The sequence below is a fragment of the Leifsonia sp. NPDC077715 genome, assembly GCF_040686855.1.
GTDB lineage: Bacteria > Actinomycetota > Actinomycetes > Actinomycetales > Microbacteriaceae > Leifsonia.
Window position 1 is genome coordinate 552,241 of record NZ_JBFBOG010000002.1, and the last position, 15,098, is coordinate 567,338.

The following is a 15,098-nucleotide window of genomic DNA, read 5'->3' on the forward strand; positions in this document are numbered from 1 at the left end:
AAAGAAATAAGCGCGTCACAGGCGTCGGAGATCGACTGCGAGTTTCTCGGTGCGAGGACTGCGCTGGTGAGGGCATGAGGAGCCGCCTGCGGCGGCGCTGCACTTGCCGGTTTGTTTGTCTTTCCGCGGGGCGATCGTAGCTCGTTCCCGGTGCGTCCGTGCCGGGCTTTCGCGGCATATCCTCACTCGCTGCGCTCCCTCCGGTATTCCACGGTCCCGGCACTCCCGTCCCTCCCACTCGCTCTCGATCTCTCCGCCGGAAGGCAAACAACAACGATCGACAGGGAGTGATTGAAATGCGGGTATTCGTCATCGACGCCAGCAACATGGGTCCGGAACTGCAAGGTGGTTTGATCGGCGTGGTCGGGTCCGTGTTCCCGGACGCGGCGGAGAAGAAGGAGTGCGTGGAGACCGTCGCCCGGTACGCGGCAGACGGGTGGGCAATCGCCGCAGACCCGCGCACCCTGATCGGCCGGCTCGCAGCACTGACCGCGGAAACAGCGTGCGTACCGTTTCTAGCGTTCGACCGGGTGCCGCAGCGTGGTGGCCCGGTCGTGGGACCGCCGCCGGTTCCCGCGGCCGCCCGGGTGCTGGGCTGACCTTGAACCGCACGACTGCGGACCCCGTCTTGACGGCGGGGCCCCGCAGTCGGTCGGGTTATTCGTCGTCCTCCCGAGGGTGGTCGGCGCCGCCCGCCGCGCTCGACTGCTGCTCGCCGGTGACGATCTGCTCGACGTCGCTGAGGGTGTACCCCCAGGCGGCGAGTTGGGTGAAGTAGGCGGCGTCGGTGGGGGACGGCGCCCGCCAGGTCTGCTTACTGGTGACCGACTCGCAGGCTCCGAGCACGATCGCGAGGGCGACGTGCTGTGCCTTGGCCGGGCTCTGTTCGATGAGCGCGGCGAGCTTGTCGGTTTCGAAGTATCCGGTCCGGTCGATGCCGAGCAGGTCGTGGGCGAGGTCGTTGCCGCCCTGCGTGGCGGCGCTGACGGCGTGCCGGTGGACGGTGAGCCCTCGGGCGATAACCACGAGGGCGTCCTTGGGCAGGGTCTTCCGGGAGAGCAGGGTGGTGAGCCATTCGCGGCGGACGACCCCGGCCGACGTCCATGCTTTGTTGTTGGCGATCAGGGTGCGGCGTTCCGCCTTCTGCTCGTCCGTCATCGGCCCGCTCTTCGCCTGGCCGCCATAGGTGTGGAAGCCAGCCGCCTTCGCGTCCTTGACGAAATAGGTGACATTGGCGTCCCCGTCGGCGTAGACGCGAACATAAGCGGCCCGTCCGTCGATGCTCTCGATGTGGTCGACGGTGACGCGTTGGTCGTCGGCGGTGAGAAGCTCGCTGATGCGGGTGTACTCGGTGTCGTAGTACCCGGGGTCGTTTTCGAGGACCGCATATCCGTGCCTGGATAGTTCGGCTTCCGCGTCGGCTTTCACCTGCGCGCGGGCTTTGTCGTCGCGCGCCCGCTGGGCCGCGTGTACGAACTGGGCCGGATTGGTGGTGGCGACCTGGATGAGGTCGGCGCGGGTGGCCTCGTCGCTGTCGAACTCGATCAGTACCGCCGCCTGGTCAAGGGTGAGCGGGTGCTCCTGGATCGCGGACGCCGCGACCGGGTTCTCGGTGACGGCGAGGGCGGTCTTGACCTCCTTCTGCCTGGTGCCGGTGCGCCGCGCGATCGCGGTCACACTGAGGCCTTCGAAGGCGAGTTGTTGGAACGCGGCGGCACGGTCGCCGTCGGTGAGGGCTTCGCGCTGGTCGTTCTCGACCATCTGCTGCACGATCCGCTCCGTCGTCTCCTCGTCCCCATCGACCATGTAGACGGGAATGGTGGCGAGTCCGGCTTCGCGGGCGGCGAAGACCCGCCGCTGCCCGGCCCGGACGGTCACCGTTCCGTCGTCGCCACGGTGACCGAGGACCGGGGTCAGCACACCGTTCTCTTTGATGGACTGCACGAAGGCGGGGGTGATCGGTGCGGTGGGTCGCACGTTGGTTTCGATGGTGAGCGTGTGCGGGTCGACGTGTTCGATGGTGCCCGCACCCGTTGTGGTGTCGCTCATGGTTTCTGTCTCCTTCAACTGTTCTTGTTCGCCTGTCTGGCAAGGGGATCGAGGGTGAGCGGGAGCGGTGCGCAGTGTCGGGTCCGTGGAATACCGGAGGGAGCGCGAGCGAGTGAGGATATGCCGCGAAAGCCCGGCACGAAGTCCTGCGGGAGCGAACTACGATCAACGGCCAGGCAGACGAACAACCCAGCAAGCAGCGTGCCGCTCGCGGCTCCGTCGGCAGGATCTGAGCGCATGAATGCATGCTGCTAGCCGATACGGGTACTCGGCCGTCGGTAGTTCGCTCGCGGTGTCGAAGTATGGTGGTGCTCGTGCCGCCTAGCCGCGAAGACCTTCTGCCCTGGATGCTTCGGTTCCTCCAAGACAAAGAACATGCTGACGGGATCCGTGTCTTGGAGGAGTACGGCTGGGACTTTCGGATCCTCGGCGGATTGATCGAACGAGTCCGCCGGGCAGCTCGCGCGTATATCCTCCTCGAGAAGCAGGGATTCTCGGCAGAGGGACGATCCCTCGTCCGTAGCGCGCTCGAACATGCAGTGACAGCGCAGTGGGCGTTTCTGACTCCAAATGGCGTTGATCGGTTGGAAGTCCAGCTTCTCCAGGCCCGCGTGGACTACGCCAAGAACTCGCAGGACGCCAACGATCCGGAGTGGGACGAACTCATCGAACGCATGAAGACGCAGATTCCACATAATCTGAACGGGTCCCGCCGCCGAGGTATGCCGAAGTTCAGCGGAAAAGGCAACGTCCTCGAGTCGCTCGATGAGACGGGCTACCTACAGCGCGCCTACGCCGTACTGTCGAGAGCGGGGCATGTCACCGATCAAGCAGTGACTGACTACTTTGTCGAGGACGGCGAGGTGGTCGCCGTGGCGAGTGGCCCGTCCGATGTCCATGACATCGACGTTTTCCACACGCTGGCGACCTCGTGCTGCCTCGCGGCGTGGGTTCTCGCCCGGATGGAAGGCGACGCTCGCGGGCTCGAGTTGGCGACAGCTCAAGGTCTGCTCTGGCGGCTCGACACGCATCTCCCAGCCGAGAGCCGTCGCTTCCCGGCGGAAACTGATTGAGAAGTGCCGACGAGCTAACGCTGGAGGGACGGGATTCGTCCCGGCTACGAGCAGCTGTCGCACTGCAGGTCGTCTTGCGGGTCGATCGGGACCAGGTGCTCGAGGGCGTCGCCTTGGTAGCGGGCGTCCCCGATCTCGTCGTCCGTGACGTGTTCACGGATCCAGGCATCGGCGGTGGCGGGTTCTCGGAGCGCTCGGAGGACGCCGGCGAGGGCTTCGACTTCGATGCAGCTGAGCCGGGGTGCGATGTCGGCGGCGAGATCCACTTTGCTGAACACGGCGGTGAAGTGGGTGAGTTCGTCGCTCTTGGTGATGAGGGTGCTCATGATCGTCTTCCTCCCTGCTGGTTGGTGTGCCGCGAAGGCACGCAGTGCCGATCAGGGGGTCCCGCCTGGAGTGCCACCCGGCAGGGCGGGGGCAGTCGGCTCCGAAGGGGCCTGCGCGCGGGGCCGGCGACTACACCATCGCCGCAGGCTTCACGGCACACCAACCCAGGGGTGGAGCCCAACTGAGTGACTGTGGAGGGTCAGCGACGTGGCGGGATGCTCCGGCGGGGTCGGCTGCGGACGGCGTCTTTCCACACCCATCCTTCGTGGGTTTGTCCGTCACGGGAGGTGAACCGGATCCTGACCGCGTGCTCGTTCCACGCGATTACGTCAACGTCGGGGTGGACGACGGCTTCATGGAACCGGACGAACGCGATCGCCGGCGCCGGCGTCTCTGGGACCACCGCGGGGTCGTGCTCAAAATCGACTTCCTCCTCGCTCAGCCAGACCGGGCGGGGTCGGGTGACGATCTGCTCGATAACCCGGTCCATGCCCGCGCCGGGGTAGCGGCGGTTCTGTCCCACCGGTTCAGGCCGGGTCGACGTGAACCAAGACCCACCCGGTGCCCGCGGAGTGCACCTCTATCAACCGCATGTGCGCCGGGTCGTGGTCGGCGGCGGCGACTAGCGACCATCCGACGAGGCGCTCGGCGGGGTGGGTGAGGGCGTCGTGGGCGACCGTGGTGCGGAGGGGTTCGGCGGCGACGACACGGTAGCGGCGGTCGTGCCAGACCAGACGGGCGGGTGTTCCGGAATCGGTCCACAGGTGGACGATGTGGGCGGCGGGGGCGATGCTCATGACCGGTTCCTCGGATCGGGTTGCGGTGCGGGTTCTGCAGCCCACAATAGAACATATGTTCGAATGTCGGAGACTGGATCGGTGAGGGTGCTGCAGGCGGGGGAGCGGGTGTGGTTGGTGTTGGAGGAGCGTCCGCTGCGGATCCGTTTCGTGATCGAGTACGGCCCCGCCGTGAATCGGCGCACCCACGAGACGCTGATGATGTACCGGGTCGACCACTTCACCATCAAGCGATCCGACCGGTGGCCACTCGGGTTCTACGACGAACTGCGCCAAGCGACCGACTCGTGCGCGACGGCCCTCGGAATACCCTCCTTCCTAACGCCGGAGCGTGCCCCGGACGGGACGGTGGTGACACCGGCGGAGCAGCGGCAGCGCTGGCAGGCCGGACTCGATCCCCGCACCGGGCTTCCGCGCCGCGGCTAGCCACACTCCGGTCCTGCAGACGACTTTCCAGGCAGGCGATCGAGTGCGATTCTGGGTCCATGTCTCGCATTCTCGAGACCGGCGGGCTGGCCGGTCACACCCTCATCGACGCGCTCAGCGCCAGAGACGAGACCGCAAGCCTGGCGGAGCGCGTCCGCCGCTCACATGGTTGAGGTTGATGGCCGCCGGGTCCGGCAGAGCAATCTGACCAAGGTGCTATTTCCCAAGACTGGCAGGGGCGGAAGTTGTCGTCAGTCTTCCGACCGCTTTTCCGAGCGGTGGTCATACTCGACGTCAGAGCGACCGGCGCCTCCAAGCATCTCCTCGAGTTGTGCACCGAGCTCTTGTTCGTCATTAGACGTCTTCGGGGTCGCGAGGTGAAGCTGTTCATAGAGCGTGAACCTGTTCAGATACAGCCACGCTTCGAACGCCTTCCCGTACGCGTGCGCCGCAGCCAGGGCGCCGCGGTAGGAGAGCCACGCGGCTGCGTATGGCAGCACCGCAAGGAGCACCCACAGGCCGTGCGGCCAGAGCGCGACCGTGGAAACGGCTGCGCATAGGAGGCTGACAGCCGTCATGCGCACGGCCAGGTCCAGTCCTTGACGTTGGTCCTGCACGTAAGCGGTGTGACGGGCATCCGCGACCATCCCGATGAACGTGGCCCAGTTCAGGATGGGAAGGCCGATGGATTGACCTGCGCGCGCCTCGTAACGGCGGAGCACGTTTCCGAGGCGGGTCGGAAGGACGCTCGCCTCGGTGGAAGGAAAGGAGGCCACCTCCGCCGAGCTTGCAGAAAAGGTGAGAGCTTGCATCAGCGCCTGCCTCGCCCGGGCGTCCCGTTCGGCTCGGGTCGAACCAGGAGGCAATGGTTCCTCACGAGGGCGGGTTTGTGGATTCACTTTCGAGAAGAGCCTGAGTGCCCTGTCGAAGCGTCGCGCCTGGACCAGCGCTCGTCGGTATGCGAGCGCTAAGCCAGCAGTGCTGGTTCCCCAATATCCCTCCATCAGTTGGACGATGACGAATTGGAGCGGGTGCGTAACCACTGCAATGCTGATCGCCACAGCGATTAGCACCAACCCCTGGATCGGCTGGGCAATGGGGTTGTTGGCCGCCAGTGATGACCAGTCGAGGGGCGATTGCCACGGATGCAGAAGGAAGAGCAAGTACAGCCACGTGGTACCGATGAGCGATGGAACCGTTGAGACGACACCAAAGTACTTCCCGATCGTCGATGTCGTGCCGAGACTCGGATCCGACGTCAGAATCGACACGTCAACCGCCGCTCTTTTGCGGATACCAAGTGTGTCCGTTCTTGCACTTCCACACCGTCGGGTTGGTCAATGAGAACGGCTCCCCACAGACCGCACATACGCGGACACCGTCAGCATCAAGTACCGGGGCCGGAGCGATCTCGAGGTCGGGATTTGGTGCAGGCACACCGGGTGGGGGGAATCCGGCATCGGACATGATCCCTCCGCTCCATTTCGTTGCGTAGCTTACTCCGCGCGGGATTTCAAGTGAATGCCTCGGTGTGTCAGCTCTCGCCGTCTCTGCCCGGTGGAGACAATTGGGGCATGACGGCAGATAACGCTCGTTCCGATGGCGAAAAGCGGCCGTCGGAACGAGCGGGCCTGGGCCTGGGCAAGTGGATCTGGATGTGGCCGCCCCTCCTGACACTGCTGTTCGCATTGGGAGTGTCGGCGTGGGGCGTGGGCTTCGGGGTGGGCGCAATCGCGGTGCTCGGAGCCGGGATCGTCGCGGCGATCGCATACGAAGTCTCTAAAAAACGGTCGCCACTCTGGGCGCTTGCCTTGGGGGCGGCAGCGGGCATCCTCCTCTACCTGCTGGCCATGCACCAGAGTGCACTCGTTTTCGGGTCGTCCCCCACCGTGGGCGCATCCAGCACGTCCACACCGACCCCGACGGAAAGCGCGACCAACATCATCTGCACGCCGGCGGTCGAGAGAAACCTTTCGGGCGCCTCCAGCCTCGCCGTGACGGGAAGCATCACAGGATTGCCGAGTGGCGCGAAGGTCACCACCGTTGTCAAGTCGGACGGAAGTACTCTCGCTTCAGAGGATTCCTATCCGAACGGTGAGGGCATCGCCACTCTTGATCTGGCGATACGGCCGGCTCCGAGCGGTGCCGTGAGCGTACGGTCTGAAGTGCGAATCGGCCCTCAGGTGCTGCAGACCTGCCAGTGGTAGGGACGGCTCGTGCACATCAGCACGCGACGAACGCGACCCGCCTCACAGGGGGGCTGTATCGAACTACACGAATCCGCGCGTCGAGCCGCCTGATCATGGCATCGGCCGCTCTCGGGGCGGGTTGTCCACGAAGATTCACCAGCTCGTCGACGGCAACGGGCTACCACTGGTCACTTTGATCACGCCGGGTCAGGCCGGTGACTCGCCGATGTTTCTGCCGATGACGGCCCAGCTCTGCGTCGGCCGTGACGCCGGCCGGCCGCGGACCCGCCCGAACGCGGTACGAGGGGACAAGCGTACTCGTCTCGGGCGATCCTTAGTCACCTCCGCGCCCGCGGAATCAAGGCCGTCATACCTGAGCCCGACGACCAGAAGGGCCACCGCAAGCGACGCGGCGCACATGGCGGTAGGCCCGTTACCCTCAACACAGCCGGCTACAAGAACCGCAACGTCATCAAACGCCGCTACTGCCACATCAAGCAACGGCGGGGCCCAGCCACCAGATACGACAAGCACGCCGTGATATACCGTGCCGCCGTCGTTCTCAACGCCGTCATTGCCTGGACCAATGCGATCACTCGGGTCGAAGTCGCGCCAGCCCGCGGAGCCCGATGATCGCTGCGGCCGGCTTGAGCAGCACGATCTCCCCGAAACGGTGTTCCGCGCCCCGTCGAAGACGCGCAGCGAGATCCGGCCGCAGCTTCCACAGATACGCGCGGCCCTTCTCCGCGTGCAGCGAATTGGAGACGATTTTGATCGAGTCCACGTCCTCGATAAGCGGGACAGCGTTCTGGATGTTTTCCCACGTCGTGGTGCTGGTCGTGTCAAGCCGGATGGTTCCAGTGAACCCGCACCCACGCGCATAGCGAGCCATCAATTCCGCTTCCGGCACCGCCCCGGCGACGCGGCCACCGCATAACACCAGCACGGACGCGCCCGCGTTGCCATCGAACGACCGCAACCCGGCACGAACGCGATACCGGTTCACAAAGTTCGCTCGCGCCGCGCGATTGCGGTAGCCGAGGACGACAACGGCCTCCGAGACAGACGCCGCAGCAGCCGACAAACCGAGCCTGCGACGTGAAGCCCGATTATGCACGAGCTCAGACCAGGCGAGCACAGCAACGAAGACGCACGATACGAGCAACACAACGCGAGCAAGCATCTGAGAATGCTACAGAAACGACTCCGGCGACCCGCTCCAGGGTTTGTCAGACATACCCTAGGTGCTTGACCACAGCGCGACTGCTCAGCAACGAGCTTCTGCGAGCGTACTGTCCCTGTGGTGGCTTCTGCTACCTGCCGTCGGGACTTTCCGGCTGTCCTGCGGGCCGACAGAGAACTCGGTACTTTGCTGCTCATGAGGTATCACGCTCTGGCCTCAAGCGGCCTGGATCCAGGCGGGGCGAGAATTCAAATTCACTCTGTCGAGAACTTCCGCGGACACTTCCGAATCGACGGGGAATGCACGCCGCCTTGGCTGGGGCCGCCGCAGGACGCAAAGTTGTCCATCGACGGTGCGGCGGTCCAGGTGGAGACCGTGGAGATTGGCATCGCCGGACGCTTCGCGCTTGAAGCGGAAGGGGGACCGCAAGCCCGCGACACAATAAATCTTCGTTTGGGCGATGCTTGGGTGACTTTGATAGTGGTCGAAGGTCTCTGATTGGAAACTTCTAACCCCCGACGTCATTCCCGTGATGGCTCGGTTGTGATCCCCACATTGGACACGAATTGGACAAATTTGCAGGAACACCGGTTGATCTCGACCGGTCGCCGTCATCCAGATGCACGGACTTCCGCGGATTTCCAAACTCCAATGCATGGACTCAAGCGGTCCATGCCAGCACATGGGCCAACCGATCAACTGCAAGCGCAGCGAGCCGAAGTCCACGGCCCCGCTGAGTGCCCGCCTTCACACGGAGGTAGCCGTGTTACAGCCCGGCCGGGAAGGTGTGGGGTCTGTGATGAGCGAGGCGGCCTGGGCTCAGTTCAGGACGATCGCTCGAGTTGTTCGACGTCCCAGTAGACGCACGCGACCAGCGAGTGTGCGGGGCATGCTCGCTTGCCGGACTGGTCGGTTGTGGCAATGCGCTCGAACTCGCCGCGCGCCTTCTTGAGCAACTGGTCGAACTCGGCTTCGCTGACCAGGCACCTGTCCGCGGCCAGCCATTCTCGGAGGAGCGTCTCGACGTCTTCGTGATAGACGCGTGAGTCGGCCCAGACGCGCTGGACAATGCCTGCGATCTGGTCTTCGCGCGGCGCCGATTCCGCGCCGTCCATGACGGGGAAGTGCTGCGGTTCCTTCCGCTTCTTCGCGTTCATGATGCTCACCTGCCTGGCCGGGCCGCCCCGGCCCCGTCTTCAGGATGCCCCGGATCGATCAGCTCCGCGTATTCCGGATTCCGGGCGATGAACTCGCCGACGACGGGGCAGATGATGGTGATCTTCTTGCCGGTGTCACTGATCTCGTCGAGTGCGCGGGCGATGAGCTCGTAGGCGACGCGCTGGTTGCGATACACGCTGTCGACCCAGGTGGAGAGGAGCACGATACGGCCGCCGACATGGCGGTAGGTCAGCTCACCGATCGCATCGGCGCCGAGGAGGGCGACGAAGCGTTGCCGCTCGGCGTTGTTCTCGGCGCGAGCGGTCTCTGTGATCTCGGTGGTCATCCGGTCAGATTCCGGGACGGGTCTTCCGCCGGCCTGGCAGGGCCGGGTCGACGAGGTCGTTGTACTCGGGGTTACGGTCGATGAACGCCCACACGATCGGGCAGAGGATCGTGACCGTGTTCCCGCGGTGGCGCAGGTCGTCGAGGACGCGCCGGATCAGCTCGGTGGCGACGCCCTGGCCACGGTACTCGGGGAACACGGCTGCCGCGACGAGCACGATCCGGTTGCCCTCGGACGCGCTGTAGGTGAGGCCGCCGATGACGGTGTCGCCAGAGATCGCCTCGTAGGTCTCGAGGGCCTCATTCCGGACCACGAAGAAGTTGATCGTGGGGGAGTGGTCGTCCTGGACCTCGTCGATCAGCACGACCTGGTCCTGGGTGAGGGTGCCGACGCCGTCGGGGTATCCGGCCTCGTCGGGGTATTCGAAGTCTGCTGCTGCCATGGGGGTGGTTCTCCTGATCTGTGGGTCTGTCAGGGTCGGATGCTGATGACGGTCTTGCCGTTGCGCCGCTGCGTCGGGTTGAGGGCTGCGATCGCGTCGTCGAGCGGGGCGACGGCGTCGATGTTCGTGCGCAGCCGGCCGTCGCGGACGCGCTGGATGATCTCGGTCAGCTGAGCGGGCACCGACTCAACGACGAAGTCGACGGAGAGTCCTTCCACGGGCCGGATGTCACCGAGGCCGGTGATGGTGACCAGAGTCCCGCCGGGACGGATCAGAGTCGCGGAGCGCTCCTGTATGTCGCCGCCGATGACATCGAAGACGAGGTCGACGTGACCGATGTCTTCGAGGTCGTCGTGCTCGAGGTCGACGAACTCGTGCGCGCCGTAGTCGAGCGCCTTCTCACGGTCGGCGGCGCGGCCGGTGCCGATGACGTAGGCGCCGACCTCTCGGGCGAGCTGGGTGACCATCGTGCCGACAGCTCCCGCTGCCCCGTGGGCGAGGACGGTCTGCCCGGACTGCAGGCGGCCGTGCGTGAACAGTCCCTGCCAGGCGGTGAGGCCGGAGATCGGCAGGCTGGCGCTGACAGTGAAGTCGACGTCTCCCGGGAGCGGTGCGAGGTTGCGGGACTCGACGGCGACGTACTCGGCGAGGGTGCCGTCGCGGTGCCAGTCGGAGATGCCGATGACGCGCTGGCCGATGCTCAAGCCGGTGGTTCCGTATCCGAGGGCGGTGACCACGCCAGCGAGGTCGTGACCGAGGATGGACGGGGTCTTCGGCTTGCCGGCGCGGTCGGCCCAGGTGGAGGGCCAGTCGATCTCGGTGGGGACGTACGCGGCAGCGTGCACCTCCACGAGCACATCGTTGATCGCGGGCTTCGGCTGCGGGCGCTCAGCGAGTCTCATCCCGGCTGCTCCTTGCGCCTGATCGGTCACCACTACTGCCTTCATCGGGGCACCTCCTCGCACCACGGCGACCGCGTACGGCCGCCACCTGTCTCTAGGTTCGACCCTGTGGCCGACTCCGGGAACATCGTAAACACAAAGAGGACGATTTAGTCCAATTTAGCTTGATCTGCCCCGATGCGCCGATCTAATGTGGACGAAATAGTCCCGTTACTGACGGCGACCGATCCTTCGGAGGAGACCCATGACCATCGACCAGATCACCGACGACGTCGCGATCCTGGAGCAGTTAAACCTCGACTACAACGCGGCCGACCAGGGCAGCGACGCCGAGCGGTTCAAGACGCTGCTCGCCGACGACTTCGTCGTGCAGACTCCGGGCATCACCCGGAATCGCGAGGAGTACCTCGAGTACATCGCAGGCCCGCGCCCGTTCACCGGGCTCACGCTGCTGGAGGCGCGGGTGCGACTCTTCGGGGACTTCGCGCTCATCCACGGCCGCACCAGCTACACGCTGGTCAGCGACGGCACCGTACAGGAGGCGCTCTACACCGACGCCTACCAGATGCGCGACGGGGCCTGGTACTGCGTCTCCGCGTGCGCCATCGCCCCGGGGGCCTGATGACGAGCTCACTCCGCGGCCGCTGGTCGAGGTTGCTGTTCGCCTTCGTCTCGGCGGTCGTGGCGCTCATCGCGGCGTTCGCGGCCGTCGGGTCGACGATCCCGCTGTTCAACCTCTATCGGGCCGAGGACCACTTCACGAACGCCGGGATCGCGCTGACGGTGGTGGCGTACTCGTTCGGCACCATCGGCACGCTGCTCGTCCTCGGCCGGCTCTCGAACTACGTCGGCCGGCGGGCTGCTGCGATCACTGCTCTCGCGCTATTGATCGCTGGGTGCGTGGTGCTGCTGAACGTCCACGTCATCGGCGTGCTGGTGACCGGGCGGCTGCTCATGGGCCTCGGTGCCGGGATGGCCAGTAGCAGCCTGGCCGCCTACATCGTGGACGCAGCCCCGAAGCGGCCGGCGTGGCTGGCCTCCGTCGCCTCGAGCCAGACCGTGATGCTGGGACTGGCGGTCGGTGCGATCGGCTCAGGCGCGCTCGTCCAGTTCGCCCCGTTACCGCGCCAGCTGGTGTTCCTGGTCGCGATCGCGCTGCTGATCGTCTCCGCAGTGCTCGCCGCCTTAAGCCCAGAGACCGTCACCAAGACCCCCTTCGCCTGGAGCTCGCTGCGGCCGAGCGTCCGCGTGCCCCATCATGTTCGGCCGCTGCTGCCGGTGGCGGCGGCGGTGATCCTGCCGACGTGGGCGACGGGGGCGTTCTACCAGGCGTTCGTGCCTGCTCTCGTCGCGGACGAGTTGCACACGAAGAACCCGCTGATCCTCGGACTTGTGTTCGCCGGGTACATGGCACCCAGCGCATTCGGCGCTCCGCTCGGTCACCGGTTCGCACCGGCGACGGCGCAACGGATCGGCATGACCGGGTTCATGCTCGGCTGGGCCGGTCTGATCACCGCGAACGCGACAGGTGCCCTGCCGTTGTTCCTCGTCGCGACGATCGTCGCCGGTGTCGGCCAGGGCATCGCGATCAGCGCCGTCACCCACGGCCTCGTCTTCGGCAGCAGCATTGCCGAACGCGCGGCGATCTTCACCGTCGTGTACCTGCTCAGCTACAGCGGGGCGACCATCCCGAGCCTGATCGCCGGGCAACTCTCAACAGTCGTCCCCGTGCCGCAGATCGCCGTCGGCTACGCTGTCTTCGCGCTGCTCGGGACCGCATACACGGTTGTCGCCGCCAAGAACCCGGCTGGGGAGTCGCTCAGCTCGGCGAGTAGCTCTCGATATGCGTGAGAGCCATGTCGATCGAGGTCGCCATCGGAGCCACGTCGCGCGCAGTCTGAGCCAGTAGGTAGCCGCCCTGCAGGGCAGCAAGCAAACCGATCGCGAGCTCGTCGACCGGCGCATCCGACCGGAGCGAGCCGTTCTCCTGCAAACGGCGGACCGCAGCTTCGAGAAGATCGCGCCACTCGGCGAACAGGGCCGACAGCATCTCGCGTGCGACGTCGTCGTGGTCGGCGACCTCGGAGGCGAACGACCCCAGAGCACAGCCATAGGCGCCGTGCCGGAGGGCGTTGTTCTGCACCAGGACGTCGCGCCAACGCCGGAGGCCGGCCATCGTCGAGACGCGGCCGAGGTTGTTCTGCTCGCGCTGGATCACGTGCTGGCCCATGCGCTCGATGACAGCTCGCACGACCTCGTCCTTGTTCGCGAAGTGCCGGTAGAGCTGCGACTTGCTGACACCGCTCGCCTCGAGAACATCATCCAGGGTCGTCTGACCGACGCCGCGGACGTACATCAGATCAGCGGCCGCTGCGACGATGCGCTCACGCGTGACTGCGCCGCGCGCAGTCAGGCGCGTCGTGGTGGTCTCGGCAGTCACGGACACCTCCTCATGGTACGTCAGCGACCCAAAGCCCCGTCCGCCCGCATGCCTTAGACAGGTCCCACAGCGGCGCCAGGAGAACTTAGGCGCATAGCAGTGCACACCAGATCACCCGACCCGACCGGCGCTGCAGAGACACTGAAGACGTTATACGGCGATCTTCTCGCGGCGCTCGACCTTGGTTGAGAGGATCCGCGCTACGGCCTTACTCCTTCGCGCCCCGCATTTACCCCGCACATTGAAGCCAGTCCCGTGTGATTGAATCCCCGGCTTGGGAGGCGAGATCGCCCAGAAATCAAGCATGTGAGCCCGTGGTCATCGGAGGCGCGCTCGTGGAACCTAATCGTGGTGTCGCGGGTTCGAGTCCCGCCCTCGCTACAAGACCCCCGGAACCTCAACGGTTCCGGGGGCTTTTTCTTTTCCGGCAGGAGCCACCTGTACGGGCCCCTCGCGTGGTTCCATCGGCGAGGCTGATATGCATCATCGGCGAAATCGGATTCCTCGGGTGCGGCCGTCCCGTAAGACTGGAGGACAGCCGATGCCCACATCGAGGTGGGCCGGGCGCTGTCGCCCGTCGTCAGGCTGGTAAAGGAATGCAGATGGGGAACCCGCAGAAGATCCTGGTGGTCGGAGCCGGCATCGGCGGTCTGAGCGCCGCGATCGCCTTGGCGCAGACCGGCGCCGAGGTCGACGTGATCGAGATCAAGAACGAGACCGCCGCGCAGGGCGTCGGCTTCGGGCTCCGGCCCAACGGTCTGAAGGCGATCGAGGAGATCGGGCTCCTCGAGCAGTGCCTCGCCTTCGGCAATGTGACGACGGGGATCACGTACTACGACACTGCGGGCCGTCACGTGTGCGACCTGGACTACGGGCACACCGACGGGAGACCCGACCACAACATCATCATGCCGCGCCTGGAGTATCTGGAGGCGGCGACCGCCCGCGCGCTCGAGGTCGGCTGCGACCTGCGGCTTGGAACGACGGTCGTGGAGCTGACGCAGGACGCCGACGGGGTGGATGTCGCCTTCAGCGACGGCGAGACCCGGCGCTACGACCTCGTCGTCGGGTACGACGGCATCCACTCGCAGATCCGGCACGACGTCTTCGGAAGCGAGTTCGATCCCACGCCGGCCGGCGGGGTGGCCTGGCGCTGCGCTCTGCCGCTCGCGCCGGGCCTCACCGACACCATGTTCATCCAGGGCCATGGCGGCAAGATCGTCCTCGCCCCGCTCGCCGGCGGCCAGATGTACATGGTGCTGACCGTCGCCGAGGCGGGTCGGCCCCGGCATGACCCCGAGAAGTTCAGGCAGATCATGTACGACCGCGCGCGGGCGCTGCTGGGCGGATCGGAGTTCATGTCCGAGTCGATCGAGCACATCCTGGACTCGGACAATGTCGCCTATTCGCCCTACTCGCTGACGTGGGTTCCCTATCCCTGGTTCCGCGGCCGCGTGATGATCATGGGCGATGCGGTGCACGCGATGACCCCCTACCTCGGCTCCGGGGCGGCGATGAGCATCGAGGACGGCGTCGTCCTCGCCCAGGAGCTGGCGAAGGACCAATCCCTGCTCGACGCCCAGTTGGCCTTCATGGCGCGCCGGCTTCCGCGGGTGCGTGTCATCCACGAGCTGTCGACGCAGGCGATGCTCGCGGAATTCGACTCGGTCACGCCGGAGGCCCTGCAACGGCGCCTGGACTATCTGGCCACCGACGAGCCGATCGCGAACGAGTTCTCGAACCGCTTCCTGGCGCAGGGGTACTGA

General features: G+C 65.7%; 18 protein-coding genes and 1 pseudogene. 8 read left to right on the plus strand and 11 right to left on the minus strand.

Annotated features, from left to right (window positions below; genetic code table 11):
• The first annotated feature begins 296 nt into the window (after window positions 1-296).
• Window positions 297-599 carry a hypothetical protein gene (locus AB0P25_RS09695; RefSeq protein ID WP_363806951.1) on the plus strand — a complete coding sequence of 101 codons (303 nt, stop codon included), beginning with the start codon at window positions 297-299 and terminating at the stop codon, window positions 597-599.
• 58 nt (window positions 600-657) lie between these two features.
• Here AB0P25_RS09695 and AB0P25_RS09700 read toward each other — a convergent pair whose 3' ends face one another.
• Complete coding sequence (locus AB0P25_RS09700) at window positions 658-2,049, minus strand: ParB/RepB/Spo0J family partition protein (RefSeq protein ID WP_363806952.1); 1,392 nt, start codon at window positions 2,047-2,049, stop codon at window positions 658-660.
• Window positions 2,050-2,351: 302 nt separating this feature from the next.
• On the opposite strand from AB0P25_RS09700, the gene AB0P25_RS09705 reads away from it, so the two are divergent.
• The gene (locus AB0P25_RS09705; protein WP_363806953.1) at window positions 2,352-3,122 is read left to right on the plus strand and encodes a DUF5677 domain-containing protein; all 771 of its coding nucleotides are present in this window, start codon (window positions 2,352-2,354) and stop codon (window positions 3,120-3,122) included.
• A 44-nt stretch (window positions 3,123-3,166) separates the two neighbouring features.
• Here AB0P25_RS09705 and AB0P25_RS09710 read toward each other — a convergent pair whose 3' ends face one another.
• From AB0P25_RS09710 to AB0P25_RS09720, 3 genes are all read right to left on the minus strand, one after another.
• On the minus strand, window positions 3,167-3,448 hold the full coding sequence (locus tag AB0P25_RS09710; protein ID WP_363806955.1) for a hypothetical protein: 282 nt from the start codon (window positions 3,446-3,448) through the stop codon (window positions 3,167-3,169).
• Between the two features lie 200 nt (window positions 3,449-3,648).
• Complete coding sequence (locus tag AB0P25_RS09715) at window positions 3,649-3,972, minus strand: hypothetical protein (protein ID WP_363806956.1); 324 nt, start codon at window positions 3,970-3,972, stop codon at window positions 3,649-3,651.
• Between the two features lie 4 nt (window positions 3,973-3,976).
• The gene (locus tag AB0P25_RS09720; protein ID WP_363806957.1) at window positions 3,977-4,246 is read right to left on the minus strand and encodes a hypothetical protein; all 270 of its coding nucleotides are present in this window, start codon (window positions 4,244-4,246) and stop codon (window positions 3,977-3,979) included.
• A gap of 81 nt (window positions 4,247-4,327) precedes the next feature.
• Between AB0P25_RS09720 and AB0P25_RS09725 the strand changes: the two genes are divergently transcribed.
• On the plus strand, window positions 4,328-4,672 hold the full coding sequence (locus AB0P25_RS09725; RefSeq protein WP_363806958.1) for a hypothetical protein: 345 nt from the start codon (window positions 4,328-4,330) through the stop codon (window positions 4,670-4,672).
• 251 nt (window positions 4,673-4,923) lie between these two features.
• Here the strand turns inward: AB0P25_RS09725 and AB0P25_RS09730 are convergent, their stop codons facing one another.
• Entirely contained in the window at window positions 4,924-5,943 is a 1,020-nt protein-coding gene (locus tag AB0P25_RS09730; RefSeq protein ID WP_363806959.1) for a hypothetical protein, read from the minus strand.
• A gap of 303 nt (window positions 5,944-6,246) precedes the next feature.
• Here AB0P25_RS09730 and AB0P25_RS09735 point away from each other — a divergent pair, with 303 nt between their 5' ends.
• Together AB0P25_RS09735 and AB0P25_RS09740 are read left to right on the plus strand one after the other, a co-directional pair.
• Entirely contained in the window at window positions 6,247-6,879 is a 633-nt protein-coding gene (locus AB0P25_RS09735) for a hypothetical protein (protein ID WP_363806961.1), read from the plus strand.
• Between the two features lie 82 nt (window positions 6,880-6,961).
• Window positions 6,962-7,494, plus strand: a pseudogene (locus AB0P25_RS09740) (transposase); the annotation flags it as partial.
• Here AB0P25_RS09740 and AB0P25_RS09745 read toward each other — a convergent pair.
• The 5 genes from AB0P25_RS09745 to AB0P25_RS09765 all read right to left on the minus strand — a co-directional run bounded on the left by AB0P25_RS09745 (window position 7,454) and on the right by AB0P25_RS09765 (window position 10,892).
• A complete protein-coding gene (locus AB0P25_RS09745) occupies window positions 7,454-8,044 on the minus strand; it encodes a YdcF family protein (RefSeq protein ID WP_363806962.1) in 591 nt (196 codons plus the stop codon). The pseudogene AB0P25_RS09740 and the gene AB0P25_RS09745 overlap by 41 nt on opposite strands.
• An 824-nt stretch (window positions 8,045-8,868) precedes the next feature.
• Window positions 8,869-9,201, minus strand: a complete 333-nt coding sequence (locus AB0P25_RS09750; RefSeq protein ID WP_363806963.1) for a hypothetical protein — start codon at window positions 9,199-9,201, stop codon at window positions 8,869-8,871.
• A 5-nt stretch (window positions 9,202-9,206) separates the two neighbouring features.
• Window positions 9,207-9,548: a GNAT family N-acetyltransferase gene (locus AB0P25_RS09755; protein ID WP_363806964.1), complete on the minus strand. Its 342-nt coding sequence runs from the start codon at window positions 9,546-9,548 to the stop codon at window positions 9,207-9,209.
• 4 nt (window positions 9,549-9,552) lie between these two features.
• Window positions 9,553-9,990: a GNAT family N-acetyltransferase gene (locus tag AB0P25_RS09760; protein WP_363806965.1), complete on the minus strand. Its 438-nt coding sequence runs from the start codon at window positions 9,988-9,990 to the stop codon at window positions 9,553-9,555.
• A 29-nt stretch (window positions 9,991-10,019) separates the two neighbouring features.
• Window positions 10,020-10,892 (minus strand): NADP-dependent oxidoreductase, encoded by an 873-nt coding sequence (locus AB0P25_RS09765; RefSeq protein WP_363806967.1) that lies wholly within the window; start codon window positions 10,890-10,892, stop codon window positions 10,020-10,022.
• Window positions 10,893-11,136: 244 nt separating this feature from the next.
• On the opposite strand from AB0P25_RS09765, the gene AB0P25_RS09770 reads away from it, so the two are divergent.
• Together AB0P25_RS09770 and AB0P25_RS09775 are read left to right on the plus strand one after the other, a co-directional pair.
• Entirely contained in the window at window positions 11,137-11,514 is a 378-nt protein-coding gene (locus AB0P25_RS09770) for a nuclear transport factor 2 family protein (RefSeq protein ID WP_363806968.1), read from the plus strand.
• A complete protein-coding gene (locus AB0P25_RS09775; RefSeq protein ID WP_363806969.1) occupies window positions 11,514-12,743 on the plus strand; it encodes an MFS transporter in 1,230 nt (409 codons plus the stop codon). The genes AB0P25_RS09770 and AB0P25_RS09775 overlap by 1 nt, the downstream gene beginning before the upstream one ends.
• On the opposite strand, the gene AB0P25_RS09780 is transcribed toward AB0P25_RS09775, so the two are convergent.
• Complete coding sequence (locus AB0P25_RS09780; protein ID WP_363806970.1) at window positions 12,712-13,332, minus strand: TetR/AcrR family transcriptional regulator; 621 nt, start codon at window positions 13,330-13,332, stop codon at window positions 12,712-12,714. The genes AB0P25_RS09775 and AB0P25_RS09780 overlap by 32 nt on opposite strands.
• Window positions 13,333-13,934: 602 nt before the next feature.
• Between AB0P25_RS09780 and AB0P25_RS09785 the strand changes: the two genes are divergently transcribed.
• Entirely contained in the window at window positions 13,935-15,098 is a 1,164-nt protein-coding gene (locus AB0P25_RS09785) for an FAD-dependent monooxygenase (RefSeq protein WP_363806971.1), read from the plus strand.